This window comes from Rhodococcus sp. P4_E4 (assembly GCF_056401575.1).
Window position 1 is genome coordinate 139,130 of sequence record NZ_JBFUJB010000004.1, and the last position, 24,922, is coordinate 164,051.

At 62.0% G+C, this 24,922-nt stretch carries 14 protein-coding genes; 1 reads left to right on the forward strand and 13 read right to left on the reverse strand.

The features are described 5' to 3' along the window. Nucleotides 1–24: 24 nt before the first annotated feature. From AC1DVN_RS06770 to AC1DVN_RS06800, 7 genes are all read right to left on the reverse strand, one after another. Nucleotides 25–1,062 (reverse strand): hypothetical protein, encoded by a 1,038-nt coding sequence (locus AC1DVN_RS06770; RefSeq protein ID WP_477846658.1) that lies wholly within the window; start codon nt 1,060–1,062, stop codon nt 25–27. Between the two features lie 140 nt (nt 1,063–1,202). After that, nucleotides 1,203–3,344 carry a 3-hydroxyacyl-CoA dehydrogenase NAD-binding domain-containing protein gene (locus AC1DVN_RS06775; RefSeq protein WP_003943799.1) on the reverse strand — a complete coding sequence of 714 codons (2,142 nt, stop codon included), beginning with the start codon at nt 3,342–3,344 and terminating at the stop codon, nt 1,203–1,205. 45 nt (nt 3,345–3,389) lie between these two features. Continuing rightward, nucleotides 3,390–4,604 (reverse strand): acetyl-CoA C-acetyltransferase, encoded by a 1,215-nt coding sequence (locus tag AC1DVN_RS06780; RefSeq protein ID WP_003943886.1) that lies wholly within the window; start codon nt 4,602–4,604, stop codon nt 3,390–3,392. 222 nt (nt 4,605–4,826) lie between these two features. Next, nucleotides 4,827–6,674, reverse strand: a complete 1,848-nt coding sequence (locus AC1DVN_RS06785) for a multicopper oxidase domain-containing protein (protein ID WP_477846659.1) — start codon at nt 6,672–6,674, stop codon at nt 4,827–4,829. Nucleotides 6,675–6,762: 88 nt separating this feature from the next. Next, a complete protein-coding gene (locus AC1DVN_RS06790; RefSeq protein WP_021342624.1) occupies nt 6,763–8,349 on the reverse strand; it encodes a hypothetical protein in 1,587 nt (528 codons plus the stop codon). Next, nucleotides 8,346–14,465 carry an SDR family NAD(P)-dependent oxidoreductase gene (locus AC1DVN_RS06795; RefSeq protein ID WP_477993635.1) on the reverse strand — a complete coding sequence of 2,040 codons (6,120 nt, stop codon included), beginning with the start codon at nt 14,463–14,465 and terminating at the stop codon, nt 8,346–8,348. The genes AC1DVN_RS06790 and AC1DVN_RS06795 overlap by 4 nt, the downstream gene beginning before the upstream one ends. Nucleotides 14,466–15,142: 677 nt before the next feature. Next, entirely contained in the window at nt 15,143–17,389 is a 2,247-nt protein-coding gene (locus AC1DVN_RS06800; protein ID WP_387403952.1) for a DNA polymerase III subunit gamma and tau, read from the reverse strand. A gap of 162 nt (nt 17,390–17,551) precedes the next feature. Between AC1DVN_RS06800 and AC1DVN_RS06805 the strand changes: the two genes are divergently transcribed. Then, nucleotides 17,552–18,865 (forward strand): ammonium transporter, encoded by a 1,314-nt coding sequence (locus tag AC1DVN_RS06805; protein WP_477846661.1) that lies wholly within the window; start codon nt 17,552–17,554, stop codon nt 18,863–18,865. Nucleotides 18,866–18,871: 6 nt separating this feature from the next. On the opposite strand, the gene AC1DVN_RS06810 is transcribed toward AC1DVN_RS06805, so the two are convergent. The 6 genes from AC1DVN_RS06810 to AC1DVN_RS06835 all read right to left on the reverse strand — a co-directional run bounded on the left by AC1DVN_RS06810 (nt 18,872) and on the right by AC1DVN_RS06835 (nt 24,918). Beyond that, complete coding sequence (locus AC1DVN_RS06810; RefSeq protein WP_020905896.1) at nt 18,872–19,243, reverse strand: carboxymuconolactone decarboxylase family protein; 372 nt, start codon at nt 19,241–19,243, stop codon at nt 18,872–18,874. Nucleotides 19,244–19,251: 8 nt separating this feature from the next. Further along, nucleotides 19,252–20,841 carry a long-chain-fatty-acid--CoA ligase gene (locus tag AC1DVN_RS06815; protein ID WP_133728616.1) on the reverse strand — a complete coding sequence of 530 codons (1,590 nt, stop codon included), beginning with the start codon at nt 20,839–20,841 and terminating at the stop codon, nt 19,252–19,254. Beyond that, nucleotides 20,834–21,457, reverse strand: coding sequence for an RBBP9/YdeN family alpha/beta hydrolase (locus AC1DVN_RS06820; RefSeq protein WP_019746533.1), 624 nt, complete (start codon nt 21,455–21,457; stop codon nt 20,834–20,836). Before AC1DVN_RS06820 ends, AC1DVN_RS06815 begins: the two co-directional genes overlap by 8 nt. Then, nucleotides 21,457–22,818, reverse strand: coding sequence for an MFS transporter (locus tag AC1DVN_RS06825; RefSeq protein ID WP_133728617.1), 1,362 nt, complete (start codon nt 22,816–22,818; stop codon nt 21,457–21,459). The genes AC1DVN_RS06820 and AC1DVN_RS06825 overlap by 1 nt, the downstream gene beginning before the upstream one ends. A 96-nt stretch (nt 22,819–22,914) precedes the next feature. Further along, nucleotides 22,915–23,967, reverse strand: coding sequence for a beta-keto acid cleavage family enzyme (locus AC1DVN_RS06830; protein ID WP_003943988.1), 1,053 nt, complete (start codon nt 23,965–23,967; stop codon nt 22,915–22,917). A gap of 51 nt (nt 23,968–24,018) precedes the next feature. After that, on the reverse strand, nt 24,019–24,918 hold the full coding sequence (locus AC1DVN_RS06835; protein ID WP_021332895.1) for a TauD/TfdA dioxygenase family protein: 900 nt from the start codon (nt 24,916–24,918) through the stop codon (nt 24,019–24,021). Nucleotides 24,919–24,922 lie beyond the last annotated feature (4 nt).

A 24,922-nucleotide genomic window follows, 5' to 3' on the forward strand; every position in this document is an offset into this window, starting at 1 on the left:
TGTGCGCCTTTTTGGTAGTCGGCACTACCAAAAAGGCGCACAGGTGCCGCAGGCACCCGACTGCGTCCTCACCCAGCCTCCGCGCCGCAAGACCGTCTCCACTTCATGTGCAACCTGGCACGGAGTCTTCATCACCTCGTCGAATCCGTAGACCAACCGCGGACGACCTGCCAGTTCTGCCGCATTGTCACGGCGGCGATCACGAAATGCCACTTCTGCCATGGAATGCGCCCACCGACCGTCGAGACGCACGATCAGCGGCACACCCACTTCGCTGTAATCGCAGTCCTCGTACAGCGTGCGGCCGTCGACGCGGACCGGTGACTGGCGTCCGGCCGACGGCAACCCGTGCGCCTGCTCCACGTCGACCGCATAGTGGTATTCGAGCGTTGACTGCACCCCGTCTGCCAGGAGTCGTACCGCATCGGAAAGCGCACCCTTGAATCGATGTGGTGTTCGTTCGTCAATCCGACGGCGCACATCGTTCAACGGAATTCGCGCATTTGTCACTGTGGTGATGAGTGAAACGTAGGCGCTTCGCGCTGTGGATTCGGCGGTCGCAAGATCAATCGCGGTATCAGCCCGCGACGTTCGAGGTATGACTGACGGCACGCCGATGTATCGGTGAGCTCGGGATCGGTGGACGACGACCCCGGGGTGAACCACGCCGCCCACTCTGACAAGTGCACCCGACGTTCGCGCTGGAACTCGGCGGATTGTCGCGGACTGACAGCGAGCGGACTTGCCGTAGGGCACCGTGACATGGACTGGCTTGTCTGCGTCGATGCGACGCATTCCCCATTCCTCAGCTGCAGTGTCGTGGCTCAGAATCGCTTGCGGGCCACCGTAGAGCCAAGCGGCGTTCAGGATCATTTCTCTGGTGAGCGGGCCAGCGGTCACTGCATATACACCTTGTAGAACACGCTGCCATTCGCCGCGGTCCAGAAAGTTCCGCAGTATCCCTCGGTTGTATCCGAATGACGAGAGTTGCTGTTGCCGTACCAGACCGGATTGCGCATCGAGAATCCGGAGAAACTCGCTTCCACCATGAGACGTAGTCATGGCACCAAGCGTCAGGCCGAACTCCGACAGGACTGACGTGAAATTTGCTGTCGGAGTTCGTCTGTGGATAACTCACAAGCTGGGGATAAACCCCTGTGCGCCTTTTTGGTAGCCGTAACTACCAAAAAGGCGCACGGGGGCTATGCCCCTAGCGAAGCCGGCGGGGTGAACCGCGGGCCGTACTGCGCAGCGAGTTCCTTTGCGCGAGCAACGAAGCCGGCCGTGCCGCCCTCGTATCCGACGATGAACTGGTGAACGCCACCGGTCCAGGCCGGGAATCCGATGCCCATGATGGAGCCGATGTTGGCGTCCGCCGTGGTGATCAGGACGTTCTCGTCGAAGCACTTCTGCGTCTCGATCGCCTCGATGAACAGCATGCGGTCGATGAGGTCCTGGATCGGAGCATCGGAGGTTCCGGAGTTGAAGTTCTCGCGGAGTCCGGACCACAGGCCGGTGCGCTTGCCCTCGGCGTAATCGTAGAAGCCGGCTCCACCGAGCTTGCCCTTACGATCGAACTTCTCGACGAGGGTGTTGATGACCTCGCCGGCCGGATCTGCCGGCAGTTCCTTGCCCTCGGCCTTGGCGGCGTCGGCAGATTCCTTGCGGATCTTCTGCATGAGGGTGAGGTTGAGCTCATCCGAAAGCTGAAGCGGCGCAGCCGGGTAACCGGCCTGCATACCGGCCTGCTCGATGGTGGCAGGCTCGACGCCCTCGGCGAGCATGCCGATGGCCTCGTTGATGAAGGTTCCGATGACACGCGAGGTGAAGAAGCCACGCGAGTCGTTGACCACGATCGGCGTCTTGCGGATCGCCTGGACGTAGTCGAACACGCGAGCCAGAGTCTCGTCGGAGGTCTTCTCACCGCGGATGATCTCCACCAGCGGCATCTTGTCGACGGGCGAGAAGAAGTGGATGCCGATGAAGTCTTCCTGACGCTTCACGCCGGTGGCGAGACCCGTGATGGGCAGCGTCGAGGTGTTCGAGCCCAGCAGCGCCTTGGGATCGACGATGTCCTCGATCTCCTGGAACACCTTGTGCTTGAGTTCCTGACTCTCGAAGACCGCTTCGATGACGAAGTCGACGCCGGCGAAATCTGCCGGGTCAGCCGTCGGGGTGATCTTGGCGAGGAGTGCGTCGGACTTCTCCTGCGTGGTCTTGCCGCGCGAGAGTGCCTTGGCCTCAATGCCTTCGGCGTACGCCTTGCCCTTGTTGGCAGCCTCGATGCTGACGTCCTTGAGGACGACGTCGAAGCCGGCCTTCGCGGAGACGTACGCGATGCCCGCGCCCATCATGCCCGCGCCGAGGACGCCGACCTTCTTGATGGTGGACTTCTCGATGCCTGCCGGACGTGAACCGCCGCCGTTGATCGACTGCAGGTCGAAGAAGAACGCCTGAATCATGTTCTTCGCGACGCGGCCGGTCACCAGCGAGGTGAAGTAGCGAGCCTCGATGAGGAGCGCGTTGTCGATGTCGACCTGCGAGCCTTCGACGGCTGCGGCCATGATGGCGCGCGGAGCCGGCATCGGAGCACCCTTGAGCTGCTTACGCAGGTTCGCGGGGAACGCCGGAAGGTTGGCAGCGAATGCCGGGGTGGACGGGGTTCCGCCAGGGATCTTGTAGCCCTTGACATCCCACGGCTGAACGCCGCCTTCGGGGTTGGCCTTGATCCATGCCTTCGCAGCCGGAACCAGTTCTTCTACCGAGCCGACGACCTCGTCGATGAGGCCGACTTCCTTGGCCTGAACGGGTCCACGCTGCTGCCCCTGGAGCAGGACGCCCATGAGCGCGTTCTGCAGACCGAGCATCCGCACGGTGCGCACGACGCCGCCGCCGCCGGGCAGCAGGCCGAGGGTGACCTCGGGCAGGCCGATCTTGACGCCCTTGACGTCTGCCGCGATGCGGTGGTGGGTCGCGAGAGCGATCTCGAGGCCGCCGCCGAGGGCCGCGCCGTTGATGGCGGCGACTACCGGCTTGCCGAGAGTTTCGAGGCGACGCAGGTCTGCCTTGATCTCGACGCTGTGGTTGTAGATCTCCTCGGCCTGCTCGGGGCCGACCTTGATCATGTTCTTGAGGTCGCCACCGGCGAAGAAGGTCTTCTTGCCTGAGGTGATGACGGCACCGGTGATGGAGTCCTTCTCGGCGACCAGACGGTCGACGGTGGCCTTCATCGACGCGATGTACGCGTCGTTCATGGTGTTTGCGCCCTGGTTGGGATCGTTGATGGTGAGCACGACGATGCCGTCGGCGTCCTGGTCCCAGTTGATGATGTTCTGATCAGTCACTTTGCTTGACTCCTGGTAAGCCTCGTTGGAAGGACGGACGCCGCGTCAGACGCGCTCGATGATGGTGGCAACGCCCATACCGCCGCCGATGCACAGGGTGATGAGGGCGCGCTTGCCGCCACGACGCTCGAGCTCGTCGACCATCGTTCCGGTGATCATCGCGCCGGTTGCACCGAGCGGGTGACCCATGGCGATCGCGCCACCGTTGACGTTGAGCTTCTCGTCCGGGATGTTCAGGTCCTTCTGGAACTTCAGGACGACGGAAGCGAATGCCTCGTTGATCTCGAAGAGGTCGATGTCGTCGACCGTCAGGCCGGCAGCTGCCAGAACCTTCTTCGACGCCGGCGTCGGGCCGGTGAGCATGATGGTGGAGTCGGCGCCGCTGGTGGCGGTGGCGACGACGCGAGCGCGCGGCGTCAGACCCATGTCCTTGCCGGCCTGCTCGCTACCGACGAGCACGAGTGCAGCGCCGTCGACGATTCCCGAGCTGTTGCCGCCGTGGTGAACGTGGTTGATCTTCTCGACCCAGTGGTACTTCTGCAGCGATACGGCGTCGAATCCGCCGATTTCACCGATCACACCGAACGCGGAAGCCAGGCCGGCAAGGTTCTCGGCCGTGGTGCCCGGACGCATGTGCTCGTCGTTGTCGAGGATGGTGATGCCGTTGATGTCCTTGACCGGCACTACCGACTTGGCGAAGTATCCGCCGGTCCACGCCTTGGCGGCGAGGTCCTGCGAGCGCACGGCGTATGCATCGACGTCGTCACGCGAGAAGCCCTCGATGGTGGCGATGAGGTCTGCGCCGACGCCCTGCGGCACGAAGTAGTTGTCGTAGTTGGTGGCGGGGTCGAGCGCCCACGGTCCACCGTCGGATCCCATCGGAACGCGGGACATCGACTCGACGCCACCGGCGATCACCAGTTCGTCCCAGCCGGACCGAACCTTCTGAGCTGCCATGTTCACGGCTTCGAGACCGGAAGCGCAGAAACGGTTGAGCTGAACGCCGCCGACGGTGTCCGGCAGTCCCGCATCGTTGACTGCAACGCGGGCGATGTCCATTCCCTGATCGCCAACGGGGGTGACGACGCCCAGGATGAGGTCGGAAATCCGATCCTCGTCGAGGTCGGGAAAGCGCACGCGCAGTTCCTGGATCAGACCCGTGACCAGCGAGATCGGCTTGACCGAGTGCAACGACCCGGTCTTCTTGCCGCGGCCTCGCGGGGTACGGATGGCTTCATAAATGAATGCCTCTGTGGTCACTGTGAGGTGTTCCTTCCGTGTAATTCGTCGAACCGGTCTGCAGATCGTCCGCGCCGCCTTCGGTGGTGGCGCATGGCCGAGGTACAGACCTCAGCCCTTTCACTGTAGAACGTGTTCCAAATTCATGGGAAGGACCGAAGCGATCCTGCTAGGTGACCGAGGTGATCCGACGCGCGAACGCCTGCCCGCTTCGGTTCATTTCGAGAGCGCCCCCGGAAGCACTCACGGCACGATGCGATACGGCAACATCATGTCGTGATCTTCGTGATCGAGTAGATGGCAATGCCACACGTATCCCTGGAGCCGACCGGTGTTACTCGCGTCGTGGTTGCTCATGCCGTGATGCCCGTTTCCCTGATGCGCCTGATCACCGCCCGTCATCCCACCGCCCGTCATCACAGCGCTCGGAAGACGATCGAACATCGCGTCGGGATCGAAACCCAGCTCATCCTCGGTGGGGAATCGCACGATGATCCGGGTGACAGTGCCGCCGTCCACCCTGACGGTGTCCTTCATCCCCGCTTCCCACGGCGCCGGCGCGATCATCGGCCCCGCCTCGAACCCGTCGGGCGACGGAGTCCACTTGTTGCCGATCACCGGCTGCGGATGGCGGATCAAGTACTCCAGCGTCCGCATCGGTGTCCTGCCGAGAATCCGGAAATTCACCAGGTGCAGGTGTATCGGATGCGGGTCCGGCGTGGTGTTGACGATGTTCCACTGCTCGACGGTGCCTTGCCGCGGCCTCTCGACGTCCGTGGTGCTGAACGTCAGGTTGTTCAGCGTCATCTGAGCCGGTGGATTCCGCAGTTCCAGTTGCTGGCTCACTGTCACCGTGCGAATTACCGTCGGCTGCTCCAACGGGGCGAGAACGTCACGTTGTCGGCGCCCACCGCGCAGTTGCGACGGAACACCACCGGTGAATCCGCGCCTGGAGTCGCCGCGGAACCGGCAGAACAGCGGCATAGTCACTTCACCGATGACAGCAGCGGGCAGCGGGGGCGCCTCGTCGTTGCGGAGCTCCACCGTCGAACCCTCCGACAGTCCGGTGAAATCGACGAGGAGGTCGTACCGCTCCCCCGGTGCGCAGCGGAAGGCATTGACCGCGACGGGTGCGTCGAGCATTCCGGCGTCGTTGCCGATGACCCAGAACGTCATCATGTTCGAGAAGTGAAGATTCCACACACTTGCCGACGACGCATTGACGATGCGGAAGCGGTAAAGGCCCCGAGCCACAGACAGTTCCGGCCACACCTTGCCGTTGACCAAGCCAACGTCGCCCACCGCGCCGCCTTCCCACGATCCTTCCGGGATCAAGATGGTGGATCGGCCGTTCTGGGCGCCTGTCGGCGTGAAGATCTTCTCCTGCAGGATCAACGGGATCTCGAATTCCTCGGCCGGCAACCCCAACGGATTTCCCAGTTTGCCGGTGTCGAATTCATCCCTGATCAGATAGTTGCCGATCAGACCGGCGTAGACGTTGAGCCGGGTGATGCCCATCGCGTGATCGTGATACCAGAGGTGGGCGGCTTCCTGACCGTGCGAAAAGTGATGCATCGCAGCCTGTCCCGGCATCACCAGCAGTTCCGGGTGGCCGTCGCTCTCAGGTGAAGTGACTCCACCGTGCAAGTGCAACGACGTCGGCGGTTTCGCACGAAAGTCGGCCTGCATTCCGTGCAGCGTCATATCCATGTCCGCTGACAACGGATGTCCGGTCAGATCGTTCTCGAACGTCAACATGATCGGCTCGCCGGAATGCGCCTCGACGGTCGGGCCCAGATAACCGCCACCGATCTCTCCGCTGCGGTACGACAGTGCCGGGGACGATGGAAAATCCCGATGAAAGGCATGTTGCCCCACTTGCGCTGTCAGCGTGATCTCGTTTCCGGAAAGCGTCGACAACGAGGGTAGTTCGTCACAAAACGGCTCGAACTCCGGCGAATGAAAAATCAACGGCGACTCGATGTCCGCGCTCCCGGTTGGAACAGCACTTGCCTTTGCACCCAATGCAACCGCCACCGTGCCGACTGCCGACCCCTTCAGAACCGACCTTCTCGAAACCCCGATACCCATACATACCCCTCCCCATCGAAACGGGTTGCGTTCTCCGGCAAGGAAAACGCAACCCGTCTCTCCACTTCGATCTCGGAAAATCCCCCGTCTACTTTCCGTCGATCGCCTCCAGCACCGAATCGATCAGTGACTGCGGAAGTTTCGACGGCGGAGAGATTTCCAGTTCTCCCGGAGCGCCCGGCATCGTCCAGACAGTTCTGTGCCGAGCGATCGCGAGCTTCTCCCGTGATCCGTCCTGATTGACCTTGAAGTACTCGAACTCGAGGTCGATCCCCCTCTCGTAGAGGGCAGTCAAGGACATCGTGACCAGGACGTCGTCGAACGGCATGACCTCGCGCAGATGCTCAACTCTGGTGTGCACACAACGCAGTTCCCCGAGAGCGCCTCTGGCCGCCATGGCCTCACGCTGAGAACGGGCGAGGAACTTGTCCCGAACCCTCGACTGCCAGATGTAATAGTTACCGAAGTAGATGTTGCCCACGACGTTTCCGTCCTGCATCGTCGTCGAGAACACCTCGGATTCGAGCAGGTACGGATTGCGCGGCACCATCGGAGCCGAGCGGATCAAGGAACCACGATCGACGTCCTTCGGTTGTGTGGGGACAGCGACGTTCTTCGCCCCCGTCGGAATCGTCATCGGCTCGATGAAATCGTGGAAGTACTGCGGCATCGGCCGTGCCGCCACCACACCGTGGGAGAGGATTTCCACCCACGTCGTCTGCATCGCACTCCACCCGATGTGAGTGCGCGTCTCGCCGTCGACCCGGCACCATTCGACATGCAGATTGGTGGTTGCCCGATCCGGACCGGTGAGCTCGGTGATCCAGATCGTCCCCTCGACAATGTCGTCGGTGTACAGGTTCGCATCGATGAACACCTCGGAGTTGTTGGTCACCATGCCCCAACGGCCCGTCGCCATGTCCTCCACGATCTGCTTCGAGATCGGTCCGGTTCCCCTCTCTCGCAAAGCGCCCAACCACAGCGCGAAGCTCGCGAACCCCACTGATCCACCGACGTTGCACGCGTCCCGGAACCCGACGGGGAACCGGATCGACACCGCCGGATAGCCGCTCCGGGCCACCACATGCACGTCGGAGCCGTAGGCCATCGGATCGAACTGCGCGAGAGACTTCGCCGACAACGGGCCGGAGTCGAACTGTGGTGCCGGGCCCTGCGCCGGTTCTTCCGCATCCGCCTCGTCCGAAACACGCTCTTCGGCATCCGCCTCATCGGTCACAAAAGCGAGAATCCGCTCCTCGTTGTCCGTCAACAGAGCCGGAAAAGTCAGAACCACCACGCTTCCCTCGACGCCGCCGCGGAAGGTCACTGCGTCGTCCTCCCTGGCGCCCATCGCCAGAGAAACCGACATCTGCCCTGTGGCCTTTCGGATCGCCTCGGCCGCCGCCCACAGCCTGGTTCCCGCACGATCGAGTGATTCGCCGCCTGCGATCAACTCGTCGAGCAGCGGAATCCGCGCCGAACCCAGAAGCGCCTTCCACTGCACGACGGTTCGGGAGCGAATCGGTTCGATGTCACACCCCTGAGGCCAGTCGCCGGCCGAACTGAGTGACTTGCTGCCGTCGTGCGAGAGCGAGACATCCACAGAGGGCGGAATATCACCGACAACGACGGGCTTTCCGGTTTCCTGCCATTCGATGGCAAAGGCATTACTCATTTGATCACCACATCCTCATCGAGATGAATGTTCACGGCCGCCTCGGCGATCGGTTTCTCCTGCTCGTGGCGTTCCGACTTGGTCAACTCGTGAATCCCCGGGGTGTGCGCGACCACAACCCGCGGGCTCTTCACTCCCAACGCCCGGCTGTGTTGCGCGAGCTTGTCGAGAATGATCTGTGCGTCGCGCGCAGTCGGATCCGCGATTTCCTCAGCCGTAGGACGGCTTTCGTCGTGGGAGAGAATCTGGGAGCGATATCCCTCGAGCTGCATCACCACTCGTCCGTCCTTCACCACCGCCACGTCGGCTTGCATGTGGGTCTCTGTCTGCACCTTGTCGTAGGCGTACGCGGTGAACGAACGAGCCTCGAATCGTCCGTCGTACATGTCGATTCGCGCAATGTTGACCGGAAGGCAGATCTCCCGCGGAACCATGATCTGGCCCGATTGGAGCAGGGAATCGAGGAAATACGGATCACCGAGGAGGTGCTGCTTACGGTCGGCTCGCGAAATAGCACTGAAGAGAATGTGCTCGGAATCGAGGCTCGAGATCTCTTCGAGTCGGCGGAAATCGCCCTCCTGGAACAGCAACCACGAGTAGAGGTCGTCCAACGGATCGATGTCGAGCACCGGTCGCGGCAACTCCTTCTCGAACTCCGGCAGTGATTCGTCCAGCCCGAAGATGAAGTCGGCCGAGAAATGGGGCCGCCCGTACCCGGTCCGTTCGGTGCCGATCGTGACATGCACCCGCGTTCCTGCGGCATCACGATCCTGCTCCACGACGCTTGCCTTGATCTCGACTCTGGTGCCCTCGACCGTGTCGACGACGATCGGTCGATCCAGTTTGATGTCGTCGATGCGGACGCGACCCAGGGTCACGCGTCCCGTGACATACGCCGCCGCCTGCGACATCGCCTCGAGTCCGAACACCGTCGGAAGCAGCGCCGATCCCTTCCAGACATGATCGAGGACAAAGGGATCCGCCGAGGTGGACAACGTCGTCCGGGTCACCAGTTCTACTTGAGGCTCGAATGTCACCACTTGGTCGATGTAGCGCGACACCGCCGGCAGAGCCGGTGCTGCAGGCGCCCAGGTGTCGAGACCGCCGAGTCGACTGGTCACGACGATACGACTCGCCTCGGGTCCGCTGTCGACCAGGCGAAGGAAATGATCCACTCCCGCAGCCGTCGAAATCGGCATGACACCCATCTTCGCGAGGTGGTTGACACTGCCCATGCGGGCGCCCATTCCGGTCTCTCCCCACACGCTGTACGCGAGCGAGAACGTCCGAGTCTTCGGGTGCCCGGCGGCATACCGCACCACCATTTCGTCGAGAAGCTCGTTTCCGTATGCATACCAGCTGTTTCCGGGCATACCTGTGAATCCGATGATGGAAGAGAAGCCCACGAACAGCTTCAAGTCACGATCAGCGAGCGCTTCGACGAAGTTGGCTGCGCCCAGGACCTTAGGTGCAACCTCCTTGAAAGCCGCAGCGCTGTCGACTCTCTCGAACCGCCGCGGAACATTTGCCCCCGCACCGTGGACAAACCCGGTGATCGGCCCCACCTCGACCTCGATCTGGGCGACGACGCCGGCCACCGCCGCGGCATCCGTGACGTTGCAGCGATAGTAGTGAGCGCTCAAACCGGCAGACGTGAAGTCCGCAAGAGTGGAGGCGATTTCGTCGCCCGCTTGTCGCTGAGAGCTTCCGATCAGCACCAGTTCGGCGCCGGTCTTTCGACCGAGGGCCAGAGCACATTGGGCCATGATGCCTTTCGCGCCACCGGTCACGACCACGACATCCGAACTTCCCAATCCGCTTTCGCGGACGGTGTAGTCGTTGGAGGCGAGAACCCGCGGTTGCAGTGCCGTGCGTCCCATCTCGGCGTCGTAAGTCGCGAACACATAGGGTGCAACCGAATCCAACTCGGAGACGACAGTGGCTGCTACCTCCGCGTCCGCAGTCGAGCCGTCGAATCCTATGACGCGCACATCCAGTTCGGGACGCTCGTGATGCACCGAAGCGGTGAAAGCCGCCACACTCGGCACCGGCGCTGGATTGCTCAACTCGACATCGGTGAACTGAACCACTGCCAATGTGGTTCGCGCGCCTCCACTTTGCTGCGCCGGAACTATCTTGTACATGTGTTCGATCCCACGGCGCAAGCCGCTTTCGGTGACGGAATCATCGGTCACGCGCGGCATTACGGCAACCACGTGGTGTGCATTCGCAGTAGTGCTGTCGGAGAATGTGCGAATGTCGACCTGAGCGCCACGACCTCGAAGTTCGGATTCCAACCTTCCGACCAAACCGGCGTCGTCACCGATGACGACAAACGTCGTGTCCGTGAGGTCTCGGACTCCGTGCAACGCTGTCTCGCTCCGAACCTTTTCCAGGGTGTAATCGCGAACCCAGGTGAAGCTGTCGGCTGATATACCCTTTGCCTTCGCCGGCAGCGCCCGCGCAGCCGGCTGCTGCTGCCCCGACTTCTCCTTCGCGGACCGATCGAGCACTTCGATCAGTTCACCCAGGCTGACGTTGACGAGTTCGGCCGGATCCAGGTCACCCTGAACACCCAATCGTGTTGCCACCGTCGCGATTGCATCGGCGGCCTTGATCGAGTCCATGTTCAGGTCGTCCAGAAGGTGGAGATCGACGTCGAGAGACTCCACCGGAAATCCGGTGTCCTCCGCGATTACCTCGAGCAGTATTCGCGACACGTCCGACTGCGCCGAACTCGCTGCTGGAACGGCAGAACCGGGATGCGGTGATGCCGCAAGGATCAGCGATGCTGCTTCTCCGATGGTGGCGTTGGCCAACTCGGCAGGGTCGAGGTCGACAACCTCGAACTGATGTGCAACCTTCGAAATAGCCTCTGCCGCACTGATCGAGTCGAGATTCAGATCATCGAGCAGACGCAGATCCGTCGTGATCGACTCGGCGGGGAATCCCGTCGTATCGGCGAGGATCCTGATCAGCTCACTTTCCACGGACCCAGCGCCCGCGACAGCCGGCTCTTCGACTACCGGAGCCGAAACCGGCGAAGGAGCTTTCGCTGCTACAGATTCGTGGCCGTTGGTGACTGCCCGCGAAGTCGGAGCAGATGGAACAGATGGAGAAGATGGAGAAGTCGCTCCACTGCCTACATCCGCGCGAATGACGTCGACGAGGAAGGTCCCGCGTCGGCTCAGGTAATCGGCCAGCGCCGCAGCCGGATCCCCGCCGGACGTACCAAGTGCGAGCGGTTCGGGAGCAGAGGTAACCGTCAGCTTCGCCTCGGCCAGGTTCTCGATGAATACCTTCTGATCGGCAGGAACGAATTCGCGCACGAACCGGCCGTCGAAAAGTTCGTTCCAGCGGACCTGAGCGCCGTGTACGTACATCGCGGCCAGTGCGACGTTGAAGTCCTCGTCGCGTCCGGACTTGGACGCAACGGGGAAGCAGCGCACGCCGTCGGTCCCATTGATCGCCTTGGTGAGCCCGGTCAGCACACGGCCGGGTCCGACCTCGACGAGCAGGTCCACTTCCTGCGAGATCCCACTTACCGTCTTGACCCAGTCAACCGGTGAGACAACCTGTTTGGTGACCAATTCGCGAAGTGCCAGTGGCGTCTGTACGCGTTCCCCTTCGACACAGGAATACACGGGGCAAGTCAACGAATCGACTTGCTCCTCAACGGGCGCAGTGGACTTCAGCTCCCGTTCGGCCTCGTTCATCATCTCGGAGTGGAAAGCATTCGACACGGCAAGCGCCTGAGCCGACACTCCGCGCGTCTTCGCGATGGCAACCACATCGTCGACCGCGTCTTTGGTACCCGAAACCACACTCTGCGTGGGCGTATTCAGATTCGCGACGGTCGCGTAACCCTTTGCCTCCGCGATGATCGCCTCAGCCGTCGATCGGTCGCAGGTCAGGCTCGCCATTGCGCCGTTTCCACCACCACTGACAGCCATGGCCGCGCCCTTCGCCGCAGCCAAGGTGATCAGCGTCTTCTGGTCGTAAGCTCCGGCCGCGTAGAGCGCAGTCAACTCCCCGAGACTGTGGCCGGCGACAGCACTGGGTGTGACACCCAATCGGCGGAGGTACTCGAACCAGAGCAGCGACGCCAAGGCGACGGCGGGCTGGGTGAACTGTGTCTGGGCGAGGTCCCGCTTCCACTTCGCCAATTCCGCAGCGTCAGCGCTCTTGACCGGGTTCCGCAGAATCCGCGGCGTGATCGCCTCCGCTCCAACTCCCTCCAACCAGCCGTCCGCCTTGGTCGCCAGTTCGCGCGCCCACTCGAAGCGCTCGATCAGCACGCGAGCCATCTCGAGTTGTTGGGATCCCTGTCCAGGGAACAGGAATCCGATGTCGTGGCGGACGCTGTTCGAAATCGAGATCTCGTTGCTCACCACCTTGACCTGGCCGGAAGCTGGAGCGGAGTTCTCGCAGATCACGGCAAGCTGACGCATGCGTTCGGCCAACTGCGCGGGACGTCCGGCCACCACTGCGGCACGGAAGGGCGCGGTCGGCGAGATCACTCGCGAGAGTTTCGCCGAAAAGTCCAGCAGCTCCGCAACACTCAACGGAACCGCCAGATCTGCAACATCCCGCGCTCGGGTCGCCAAGTCCACCGCGGAATCTGCAGAGAGTACAAATACCTCGGTGTCCTGATACGACGCCATCATCGTGCGGACGTCTTGCGAGGGTGTCAGCTTGCTGGACGGTGCATCAGCCGATTCGATCGCGACGTGGCAGTTGATACCGCCGAAACCCATGGCTTGCGCACCGGCACGCATCTTCTCCGACGGATCTCTGATCTCGCCGTTGACAAGCGGAAAGAGTGCCGGTGCTTCGGTTCCGAACGCCGGGTTCGGGTCGGTGCAACCGGCGAGCGGCGGAAGGATTCGTTGATTGACGGCCATGGTCGCCTTGATCAGCGCAAGGATGCCCGACGCCGCCTTCGTGTGCCCGATCAGCGACTTCAGTGAGGTCATGCCGATGCTACGAGCCTCGACTGGTCCGTCCGTCTGCGCGGCCTGCTGGACGCCGGACAATTCGACAGGGTCCCCGACGGGAGTACCAGTTCCGTGTCCTTCGACAAAGGCAACCTCGCTGGCCGCGAATCCCGCTCCCGAGTATGCGCGACGGATCATTTCGGCCTGAGTTTCGTCGCGGGGCTTGGTAATTCCACCCTTGCCATCGGTAGAGATGCCCCAGCCGCGAATCGTCGCGTACACGTAGTCGCCGTCCGCCCTGGCGTCCTCGAGTCGTTTCAAGGCCACGAATCCGCAACCTTCACCCGGGATGAATCCGCTTCGGCTTGCGTCGTACACGTTCATGTCGCCGCGTGTCAGTGCACCCAAACGGGCGAATCCCACCAGTTCCAAAGGATCCAGGCTGACGTCGACTCCACCTGCCAATACGAAGTCGGCCGCGCCGGACGCCAGCTTTTCGGCTGCAGTCGCCACCGCGAGCATTCCGGACGCGCACGCACCGTCCACGACGTACCCGCCGCCGTTGAAGTCGAGGTAATTGCAGATACGGCCGGCGATCGTATTCGACAACATGCCGGCCAGAGTGTCTTCACTCGGCTCCACCAACGGGCCTTTGTAGACCTCTTCCATCGTCTCGGCGAGAGCATCGGCGACGGAACTGTCCAACTGGCGCGCTTCGGCTGCCACAGCGAGTGCGCGCTTGACGTAAGGCCAACGCAAACGCATCGACCACATCCGGGATTCTTCACCGGTGAGGGAGTTGCCGACGATTGCCGCGCTGCGTCCAGTTGGCACCGATCCTCGGCTGTAGCCCGCGTCCGTCAAAGCCCCGAGTGCTGTTTCCAGCGCCAACCAGTGTGTGAGATCTGTCGACTTGAAGGTTCGCTCCGGTATCCGGCGACCGACCCAGTCGAATTCGAAACCGTCCATGAACGCGCCGCGGTCGGCGTATGTCTTGTCGACGTCGTCAGGGCTCGCGCTCCAGTAGTCGTCGAGCGACATCCGCGACTCGGGAAACTTTCGGAATTGCATCCGTCGCGCGAGGACGTTCTCCCAAAATCCTTGCAGATCATGGGCACCGGGAGACCACATGCTCATCCCGACTATCGCGATCGCGGGATTAGTTGAATCTTCAGTCATCTTACACTTCCTATTTTCGCGCGCATCCACGGGAGACTCAATCGACCGAAGACTAACCACGCGTTCAGCCGTGTGTAAAACGCAGATTCACCTCAAGGCATAAACAAATAACAAAGGTCGTTCAGCTCCGTGAACATGTATCAGCAATTTGACAGCAATCGAGAGTTAGCTGTAACTCGGAGTTACTTATTTGCTTCGTCGCCGGTCAAGCAGTGGTTTGAACATCCGTACCGGACACGGGTTTCACGGCCACCGTTTTCTCGAGATCGGCAAATGCTCAGTTGAGTGCGCACCGAAATGCCGCAATGCCGAATATGTGGCCAATTCGCCGAATGTCCCAAATTGGTCGATCACCGCAAAACAAACATCCGACAACTATCAATCTGAACATTCGTGACACACCGAGAATTAGCAACAGCACGCGAATGTCGATCAGACAACGAGAAATTCCAGATATTCTTCGGCGACCATCGTCCGAATCGATGTTTCGTTACACCGGAATTGAGCGAACGAATGTGCCAGCAAACCGGCCACACACAATTCAGCTTTGCCGGGCCGAGTCGGTGCCCTTTCGACACGTGCGCACACAAAAGGAACGGCACTTATAACAATTCGATCACACAGTGGTGCCGCGGCATTCCGACAGCCGTTTCACGCGCACGGACCGAGTCGGCAACTCAGCTTTCGAGGCGGCGTGCCCCGAGGACGTCCTTGAGGAGTTCCTTTGCAACGTCCTCGGGATCACGTCTGGCAGTCGGATCAGCGGGCTCAGCCGCCTCCGCGAACATCTCGTCCTCGTCCTCCGGCGTTGCAGGCGGAGGAGTTGCCTCGTAGTCGACCTCAGGAGCAGGGGCCGGTCCAGGGTCTTCCGGATAGTCGGGGGCCTCAGGCGGCGGAATGTCGTCCGAATCTCCGCGCTGGGGCTGCGGGGCCTTGGGCTGCTGCGCTGCACGCTCCTGACTGGGGCGCGAGAAGCGGGGCGCAGCGGCCGGGCGGCTCGCAGCTTCTGTCGCCTTGGGTGCGCTCGATGCTGCTGGCGCTGTGGGCGCACCTTCTTGGTACTCGACTTGCCAAGTGCCACCGAACATCTCGGCAAGGACCTCGCAGATGACCGCCGCGTTGTGCGGTTGCGTCACACGAGCACCCAGGACCGGCGAGCCGTGAGCGATGACCACAACATGTCCACGCACGTCGTGAACCGTCGCAGCGGACAGCATGGCCGGAAGAACCTTGTTTCGTTCACCGACCTTGTTGCGCAAGGTGTTCCACGATTCACGGAGGGTCTCGACTGTGGGGCCCGCCGAGACCGGCGCAGCTTCTGCAGCCGCCGGCTCCTCGTACTCGGGCTCGGGCTCGTAGTCGGGTTCCGGCTCGGCAAGCCCGATCAGCTCTTCCGCTTCGACCGGAGCAGGAGCCGGTGGTTCAACCACAGGAGCTTCAACTATTGGAGCTTCGGCAACCGGAGCTTCAACCACTGGTGCTTCAACCACCGGAGCTTCAACCACTGGAGCTTCCGCAACCGGCGATTCCACGATCTCGACGGTGGGAGGCTCGACCACGGGAGCTGCCGCTGCCGGAGGTTCGACGACAGGAGCCTCGACGACCGGCGGCGCCGCCGGAGCCGGGGCGGCTGTTTCCGGCCGTGCCTCAGGCTCGGCCTTGCGTTGGGAGGGCCGTTGGAACTTGGAAGCAATCTCCGGTTCGAGCGGCGGCACAGTCGGTGCCGGCGTTGCTGCCGCGCGAGGGGCAGCGGCAGCCGCGACTCCGGCAGCCGGAATACCTTGTTCCAGGCGCTCGAGCCGCTGCAACACAGCCGACTCGGTGTCGGAGGCCGAAGGAAGCAGCATTCTCGCGCACATCACTTCGAGCAGCAGCCGCGGCGCCGTCGCCCCACGCATTTCACTGAGACCAGCGTGGACGGTTTCGGCGAAACGGGTGAGCGTGGCCGGGCCGACTCGCTGAATCTGTTCACGCATCGTGACCAGCTCGGCCTCCGGCGCATCGACCAACCCTCGTTCGCTGGCATCGGAGACTGCCTGCATCAAAATGAGATCGCGTAGACGTTCGAGGAGATCGAGCGCGAATCGGCGTGGATCGTGACCGGCGTCCATCACCCGATCGACAGTGCCGAACAAGGCGGCTCCGTCACTGGCAGACAGGGCGTCTACTGCTTCGTCGATGAGCGCGACGTCGGTGACTCCGAGAAGAGAGAGCGCCCGCGGATACGTGACACCTTCTTCGCCGGCTCCCGCGAGCAACTGATCGAGGACACTCAACGAGTCGCGAGGCGAACCACCGCCAGCCTTGATGACCAGGGGATAAACAGCAGGCTCGACCGGTACGCCTTCCTGGGCGCAGATCTTTTCCAAGAGTCCGCGCATGGTCGACGGCGCCAACAGGCGGAACGGGTAGTGGTGTGTACGCGAACGGATGGTCGGGAGAACCTTTTCCGGTTCCGTCGTCGCAAAGATGAAGATGAGGTGCTCCGGCGGCTCTTCGACGATCTTGAGCAGCGCGTTGAAGCCCGCCGCCGTCACCATGTGTGCCTCGTCGATGATGAAGACGCGGTAGCGAGAAGCGGCGGGGGCGTGGAACGCCTTGTCTCGGAGTTCTCGGGTGTCGTCGACGCCACCGTGACTTGCGGCGTCGAGTTCCGTCACGTCCAGGTTGCCTGTGCCGCCCGGGCCAAGCGAAACGCACGAGTCGCATACATCGCACGGCGTCGACGTCGGTCCCTGCTCACAGTTCAGCGAACGCGCCAGGATTCGCGCCGACGACGTCTTTCCACAGCCACGCGGGCCGGAAAACAGATAGGCATGGTTGATGCGTCCGGTGTCGAGGGCCGTGCTGAGCGGTGCGGTGACATGCTCCTGCCCCACCACCTCGGCGAAGGACGCGGGTCGATACTTCCGGTACAGGGCCACGCGCAAAGACTACCGGCGACCCACGACAGGTGATCCGGTGCGGGTGCAACGCCGACTTCTCCCGAAACATGTTCGCAACACAATCGCAGTGCGGAGGAAACCGCACGCACCCATCGTGGGTTCCGTGCACGCGGGCTGGTCCGCATGCGTGAGGAGAAAACTGTGCCCGCCACCATCGATGCCGGAGCAACTGCCTGGTTGCTCGTCAGTACTGCACTCGTACTTCTGATGACGCCAGGACTCGCGCTCTTCTACGGCGGCATGGTCCGCTCGACCGGCGTACTCAACATGATCATGATGAGCTTCGTCTCCATCGCACTCGTCACGGTCGCGTGGTTGTTCGTGGGCTACAGCCTCGTGTTCGGCGACGATCACGGTGGCATCATCGGCGGACTCGAACACATCGGCATGGCGGGCATCGACCCGTCGACCGTGCACGGGAATGTCCCGGAAGTGTTGTTCGCAACCTTCCAATTGACGTTCGCAATCCTTACTGCAGCACTCATCAGTGGTGCGATCGCCGACCGCGCGAAGTTCTCCGCCTGGATGATCTTCGTCCCCATCTGGTCCTTGCTCGTCTATGTCCCCGTCGCTCACTGGGTGTGGAATCCGCAGGGATGGCTCGCCCAGATGGGCGCACTCGACTACGCCGGTGGCCTCGTGGTCGAAATCGTGTCCGGAGCGTCAGGCCTGGCATTGGCACTGGTCCTCGGCCAGCGGATGGGTTTCAAGGCCGAGTCGATGCGTCCGCACAATCTGCCGTTCGTCCTGCTCGGCGTCGGTCTGCTCTGGTTCGGTTGGTTCGGATTCAACGCCGGGTCGGCCCTTGCGGCTGACGGTATGGCCTCGCAGATCTTCCTCAACACACTCGTCGCCGGCTGTACCGGACTACTCGGCTGGCTGTTCGTCGAGCAGAACCGTGACGGACACCCCACGACGTTCGGCGCAGCTTCGGGCGTCGTCGCCGGTCTGGTCGCGATCACCCCGTCGTGCGGAACGGTGAACATGTTCGGTGCCCTCGCCATCGGTCTGATCGCGGGCATCGTCTGCTCGTACGCCGTGGGATGGAAGCACAAGCTCGGCTACGACGACTCCCTCGACGTCGTCGGCGTACACCTCGTCGGCGGAATCGTCGGCTCGTTGCTGATCGGACTCCTCGCGACGGCCGTGATGACGGGCGGTCCGGAAGGTTTGTTCTTCGGCGGTGGATTCGCGCAGCTGGGCAAGCAGTTCGTCGGTGTCGTCGTGGTCGCGCTCTATGCCTTCGGTGTGACCTACGGTCTCGGAAAGCTCATCGACAAGACCTTCGGCTTCCGTATCTCGCGTGAAGACGAGGCCCGCGGAATCGACGTTGCCCTGCACGCGGAGTCCGCCTACGAGCACGGAGTCCTCGGCCACGGTCCGATCGGCGGACAGAACCCGAGCCCGTTCCTCCAGCGTCAGCGTGAGGAACGGGAGAACCGCGAGCGGGACTGACCGCCGTCACCGGTTTGCGATTTCCTCCATCAGGATCGGAACGCCGACATTGCAGGAGTGAATCCCGACGACGGTGGTCAGTTTCAGCACCTCGAGAATCTCCTTCGGGGTCACTCCCATGTCGAGCGCAGCGCGAATATGGCGTCGTACGCCGGGTGCGTACATGTGTGTGCTCGCCGCATCGACGGCTATGCACAGCAACTGGATCACCTGAGGTGACAGCACCCCACTGTTCCAGGGCTGCATTGCTGTCTTCATGTACAGCTCGGTCCACTCGGGATCCAGCTCCGAAAGTCCGTCCCACAAAGGATTCCAGCCACCCGAATCCTTCATGGCCTGGGTCACGGGAAAAGCTTCACTTGCTCGAACGTCAGTCATCGATCTCCTCAGACAATCGAAAATGCTTGATTCAGTTCACGTTTGAGAATCTTTCCGGTTGCCGTCATCGGTAGCGACGGCACGAACTCGATGCGGCGCGGATATTTGTAGGCGGCCATCTGTTCCCGCGACCATTCCACGAGATCCGATTCTGAGATCTCTTCACTCGGCTCTCGGATCACGAACGCGACAACTTCTTCGCCGAGGCTCGTGTCCGGCACCCCGACGACGGCGACGAGTGAGACGGCTGGGTGGGTGAGCAGAACCTCTTCGATTTCGCGCGGGTAAACGTTGAATCCTCCCCGCACGATCATGTCCTTCGCGCGGTCGACGATGTAGTAGTTTCCGTCGGTATCGACCCGTGCCAGATCCCCGGTGCGAAACCATCCGTCGCACATTACTTCCGCCGTCGCCTCGGGTCGGTTGAAATAGCCCTTCATGACGTTGTGCCCGCGAATGGCCAACTCTCCCACTTCATCGGGGCCGGTGATCGTACGCCAAGAGTCATCGACAAGCCGCGCTTCGACGCCCCAGATCGGCACGCCGATCGAACCGGGCCGGGGGTCGCTCTCCGGGTCACTGAACAAGGCCAACGGAGAGGTCTCGGACAACCCGTACCCTTCGAGGATCTGAACACCGAAGCGTTCCCTGAACTGTGTCAAGATTTCGACGGGAAGCGCTGCACCACCGGAGATCGCGCACCGCATGTTCTGTGCAACGGTCTCGATATCCACCCCGGATTTCACTACCTCCTCCAGCACGCCGAGCAGTCCCCAATACATGGTCGGGACGCCCGCGAAGACCGAGATCTTTTCGCGTTCCATGATCTCGAGTGCCGCGGTCGCATCGAAGCGCGGCATCAACACCAAAGTGGCACCGACGCAGATTCCCGCATTCATGGTCACTGTCTGGCCGAACGAGTGGAACAACGGCAAAGTCAGGAGATAACGCTCATGCATGGACGGAACGCTCTCGAACAACCGGTTGGTCGACAGCGCATTCAAGACCATGTTGCAGTGAGTGAGTTCGGCGCCCTTGGGCTTTCCGGTCGTGCCGCTGGTGTAGAGAATGACCGCGGTGTCCGTCGGTTCACGAACAACCGCGGCTGCAGGCGTTTCCGTGCCGGACACGGATGCCAGTGCTTCGCCTAGAGTCTCGACTCCGAGGATCGACGACGGTGCACCCGGCTCGGTACTGATCACGATCAGGGCCGAACAGGTCTCGCTCTGCTCGAACCCGGCGATGGCGTACTCGGCGATCGGTAATTCGGGACTTCCCTCGAAACAGAAGTACAGCTTCGCTTCCGAATCAGCCAGGTGATAGGCAATTTCGCGCCCCTTGAGCAGGATGTTCAGAGGAACGACGACGCCACCGGCCTTGAGAATGCCGTAGTAGACGATCGGGAACTCGAGAACGTTCGGGCAGGACAACGCCACCTTGTCACCTGGCTCGACACCCCGCGAGACGAGCAGATGGGCGATGCGATTCGCGTACGCGTCGAACTGCGCATACGTCAGCCTCGCTTCCCCGAGAACCAGCGCATCCCGTTCCGGGTACCGCCGGGCCGAGTCTTCCAGCAGAGCAGCAAGATCAAGCATGACTGTGTTCCTCCTGCGCATCGGAATCCGTGGCATGAGACGAGGCAGCGCGCGACACCGACTCGAGCAGTTCCCGCACCAACGATTCCGCCCGCGGCCAATACCCGTATCCGGACGCCGGATTGAGATGTCCGACCTCACCCAGATCCAGCAACCGACTCCCCCATCCTTCAGCCAAACCCACAACTCGGCGATACCCGGCGAGCGGATCGTTCCGACTCGCCGCGACCGTGCTCGGAAAAGGCAGACGCTGACGCGGTATCGGTAGCCACCCGTTCCGATCGAGCTCCTCGAGAGACGGATAGGACTCGGGTAGAGGAAGTTCGAGATCCGCCGGCGTGACCAGAAGTGCGCCGGCAACATCTCGATGATGCGCCCTCGCCCAGTGGGCAACTGTCATGACTCCGGCGCTGTGCGCGACCAGGACCACCGGGCTGGAAACACTAGTCAACACCTCGTCCAATGCCGCAACCCTGGCATCGCGACTGAGCTTGTCGGTCTCGAGGGGAGGAACCGTCAGAACGTTGTCGAGCCTGCGCGCGAGGTGAGTCTGCCAATGATCCTCGACATGATCGCGCAGACCGGGAACTATTACTACCGTGGGTGATTCATCCATCAGGAACTCCGAACTTCTGCTACTTCAGTGGCGCCGGGGATCTCGGGCCGATTCTGCAACGTCGCCAGCCGCCTCATCCCGGCGGGATAGGCACGCTTGCCGGCTACCAACGCGAGGGCCGCGACGACATAGACGAAGGGCGAAAGCTGTAGAGCGCCGAGAAGACCCAGGTGATCGGCGAGGATGCCGACCACGAAGGGACCGAGAGCCAGTCCCAGAAGGTTGTTGGCAACGGTGAGCGTGCCCATAGCCGACGCTCGAATCGAATGATGAGTGAGGTTCGCGACCATCGCCGCTGTCGGCCCCGACGAACCGGCGGAGAAGAACGCACCGATACCGAGCAACACGAGTTGCGCTGTCCCCGTGCCCAACCGGAGCCCGATACTCAGCGTCACCAACGAGATGGCGCAGTAAACGATGGCGGTAGTCCATTTTCGCGCCGAATCGTCGCGGCTGAATCTATCTGTGATGAAACCGCAGACCACCATCCCGCTTCCGACCAAGAGGACGAACACGGAAGCCGTGACGCCGGCCTTGTCCGGGGCCAAATCGTAGTAGCGATTGAAGAAGCTCGGCAACCACGCCAGAAGTACAGCGGCGGTGAACATCTGGAGACCACCACCGATGTAGGCGAACAACACGGCGGGATTGGTGAACAGCGAGGACACCGGCGCACGAAAACCGTCGTGTCTCACCGCTTCCCCGGCGGCATCCGGCGCGGCCTCGACGGCGTAAGCGGTGAGCTTCTTCTCGGTGACGAGGGCACGGAACAGCGCAACCAGAATCAGACCGAAGATCGCCATGGCGGCAAAAGACCACCGCCAACTGAACTGGACTGCGATGAACCCACCGATTGCCACACCGATGACCGAACCGAACGATCCACCGGCCATGAAGGCACCGGCAAGAGCTGCGTGCACGCGGGGCGCAAACACACTGAGGACCACGGCGATACCCACGCTGCCGTACGCCGCTTCACCGACACCGACCAAGAATCGGGCGCCCAACATCTGTTCGTAGGTCTGAGCGATTGCGCACAGCAACGTCGCGACACTCCACAACACCGCCATCAAGATCAAGCTCTTGACGCGGCCCCAGCGGTCCGCGAGCAGCGACAACGGGAACGTCAACAGCCCGACCATCAATGCCACCACGCTGCTCAGGGAGGCGAGGTGCGAATCGGAGAGATCCCAGTCCGCTTTCAGGATCGGGAAGACTGCACTGAGCACCTGCCTCGACATGTAGTCCGAGAGCAGAAGACCGAAAGCCAGGGCGAAAACGATCCACGGGTATAACTTTCGTCGTCCGCCGATTCCGAGCGCGGTGTCCACACGTGGCGTGGCGGGAGCTTGCAGTCCCATGACTCTCCTAGAAGTACTCGAGGTAGACGGGGGGATTCGGGGGTACGAACCGTCGCGGTTCGTACCCCCGGAACTGTTGTACGAGAGGGTGCGAACTCAGGCGTGCTGCGTGAATCCCAGCTGGCCGATACGGCGGTTGGGCGCGTAACCCAGCTTCGCCAACGTCTCGTCGGTGTCGGCATACGTCTCACCGATCCGGTAGATGTCCCGAGCTTCCTTCGCGGTAGCCACCTCGCGGCCCAATTCGCCTGCAATGCGCACCAACTGCTCGATCTGCTGCACCGACGTCATCTTCTCGCCCTTGCGGCCCCAGATGGTGTCCTCGTTGCCGCAACGAGCGTGCAAGCCCATCGCGATGGCCATCGTGTTCACCGGCAGGACGCTACGCATCAGCGTTTCCAGCGTCAGGCACGCACCGTCGGGAACACGCTGGACGAAGTTCATCATGTTGTACGGGTTGGGGCCGTCGAAGCCGCCGCCGATTGCGACCCATGTGAGGTTGACCGGACCCGTGTAGATGCCGCGTCGGATCAACCGCTCCACCGTTTCGAGCTGCGGAATACTGGACAACTGGAAATGCGGCTGGATTCCGGCGGCCTGCAACCGGCGCAGGTGCTCTGCCACCCACTCCGGACCGGCGGGCACAGTCATTTCCCGATACGTATCGGCCAATTCCGGACGTTGCATCGACGTACCCGCGATGTCGTCGTCGGTCATCAGTTCCATGATGTTCATCTGGCTGGTGTTGATCGCGATCGTCACCTGGTCGGGAGCCGGCTCCAATTCCGCCAGCATGTGACGCACGTCGTCGGACAACCACTTCGCATCGGCGCCTTCCCCCTCCGGGGCAAACGAAATCGAGCCGCCGACCTGCAGAATCATCTCGGGAACGGCCTCACGCAAGCGGCCGAGAAGCTCGTTGAACTTCGACAGTCGCTTCGAGCCCTTGCCGTCGAGTTCACGCACGTGGATGTGAAGAACGGTGGCACCGGCGTTGAAGCAGTCGACGGCTTGCTGGACGTGCTCGTCCATCGACAACGGGAGGTCTTCTGCAAAATCGTCCGGCTCCCACTCCGGTCCGTAGGGAGCAACGGTGATGACAAGCTTGTCCTGGGTTTCGGGAAACAGTGAATCGTCGTGGAAATGCATAGCGTGACTCCGATCGAGTGAATGAATTATCTTCGGGGCTGGGAAGAGAGATCAGAACGGTGCGTCGCCGATGATTCCGGCGCGCTCCATCTTTCGAACCGCGGGCCAGTAGTCCTGCACCGCGTAATGCTGTGTCGACCGGTTGTCCCAGATCGCGACGCTGTTCTCGGTCCAGCGCCACCGAACCTGATACTCGGGAATCTGAGCCTGGCTCGCCAGGTAAGTGAGCAAATTCCCGGCGCCGGGGGCGTAATCGATTCCGTAGCGGACGTTCTCGGGCGTGTGATAGTTCACGAGGTGTGTGGCGAACGAATTGACGAAAAGAATCTTCTCGCCGGTCTCCGGATGTGTTCGTACCACGGGATGTTCGGCGTCGGGAAAGCGTTCCTTCAGCTGGTGCCGCTGATCGATCGGCATCCGAGCGCCGAAGGTCGACTCGATACTGTGCCTGGCACGCAGATCCTTGATCTGCTCCTTGACCCGCGCCGGCAGATTCTCGTAGGCGAGTGCCATGTTCACCCAAATCGTGTCGCCGCCGACCGGAGGTGTTTCCACACAACGCAATACACATCCCATGGGCGGGTTCACGCGCCAGGTGGCGTCGCAGTGATACGCATTCTCGAAATGCTCCGGCGGGCTGTCCAGGTCTTTGTAGATGCGGACCAGGCCCGGGTGGTCGGGGTCGCTGCCCAGGGCCGGATGATCCTCGAGCTCACCGAATCGCTGGGCAAGCTCTACGTGCTCGGCTCTGGAGAAGTTCTGGTCGCGAAAGAACAGAACCTTGTGCTCGAGCAGCAATCCCTTGATCTGGGCAAAGAGTGCAGCATCTCGCGCGACCTCGCCGAGATCCACCCCGGACAACTCTGCCCCGATCGAACAGGTCAATTTCTCGACGCGGATCGTGCTGGTCGACGAGGGAAGGTTTTCTGTCAACGTTGCGGTGTTGGTCATGACA

Bases quoted from the DNA above. Each gene is read 5' to 3' on its own strand.
- AC1DVN_RS06835 (WP_021332895.1), bottom strand. From the start codon at position 24,918: ATGACCAACACCGCAACGTTGACAGAAAACCTTCCCTCGTCGACCAGC.
- AC1DVN_RS06795 (WP_477993635.1), bottom strand. From the start codon at position 14,465: ATGACTGAAGATTCAACTAATCCCGCGATCGCGATAGTCGGGATGAGC.
- AC1DVN_RS06830 (WP_003943988.1), bottom strand. From the start codon at position 23,967: ATGCATTTCCACGACGATTCACTGTTTCCCGAAACCCAGGACAAGCTT.
- AC1DVN_RS06815 (WP_133728616.1), bottom strand. From the start codon at position 20,841: ATGCTTGATCTTGCTGCTCTGCTGGAAGACTCGGCCCGGCGGTACCCG.
- AC1DVN_RS06825 (WP_133728617.1), bottom strand. From the start codon at position 22,818: ATGGGACTGCAAGCTCCCGCCACGCCACGTGTGGACACCGCGCTCGGA.
- AC1DVN_RS06790 (WP_021342624.1), bottom strand. From the start codon at position 8,349: ATGAGTAATGCCTTTGCCATCGAATGGCAGGAAACCGGAAAGCCCGTC.
- AC1DVN_RS06810 (WP_020905896.1), bottom strand. From the start codon at position 19,243: ATGACTGACGTTCGAGCAAGTGAAGCTTTTCCCGTGACCCAGGCCATG.
- AC1DVN_RS06770 (WP_477846658.1), bottom strand. From the start codon at position 1,062: ATGACTACGTCTCATGGTGGAAGCGAGTTTCTCCGGATTCTCGATGCG.
- AC1DVN_RS06820 (WP_019746533.1), bottom strand. From the start codon at position 21,457: ATGGATGAATCACCCACGGTAGTAATAGTTCCCGGTCTGCGCGATCAT.
- AC1DVN_RS06785 (WP_477846659.1), bottom strand. From the start codon at position 6,674: ATGGGTATCGGGGTTTCGAGAAGGTCGGTTCTGAAGGGGTCGGCAGTC.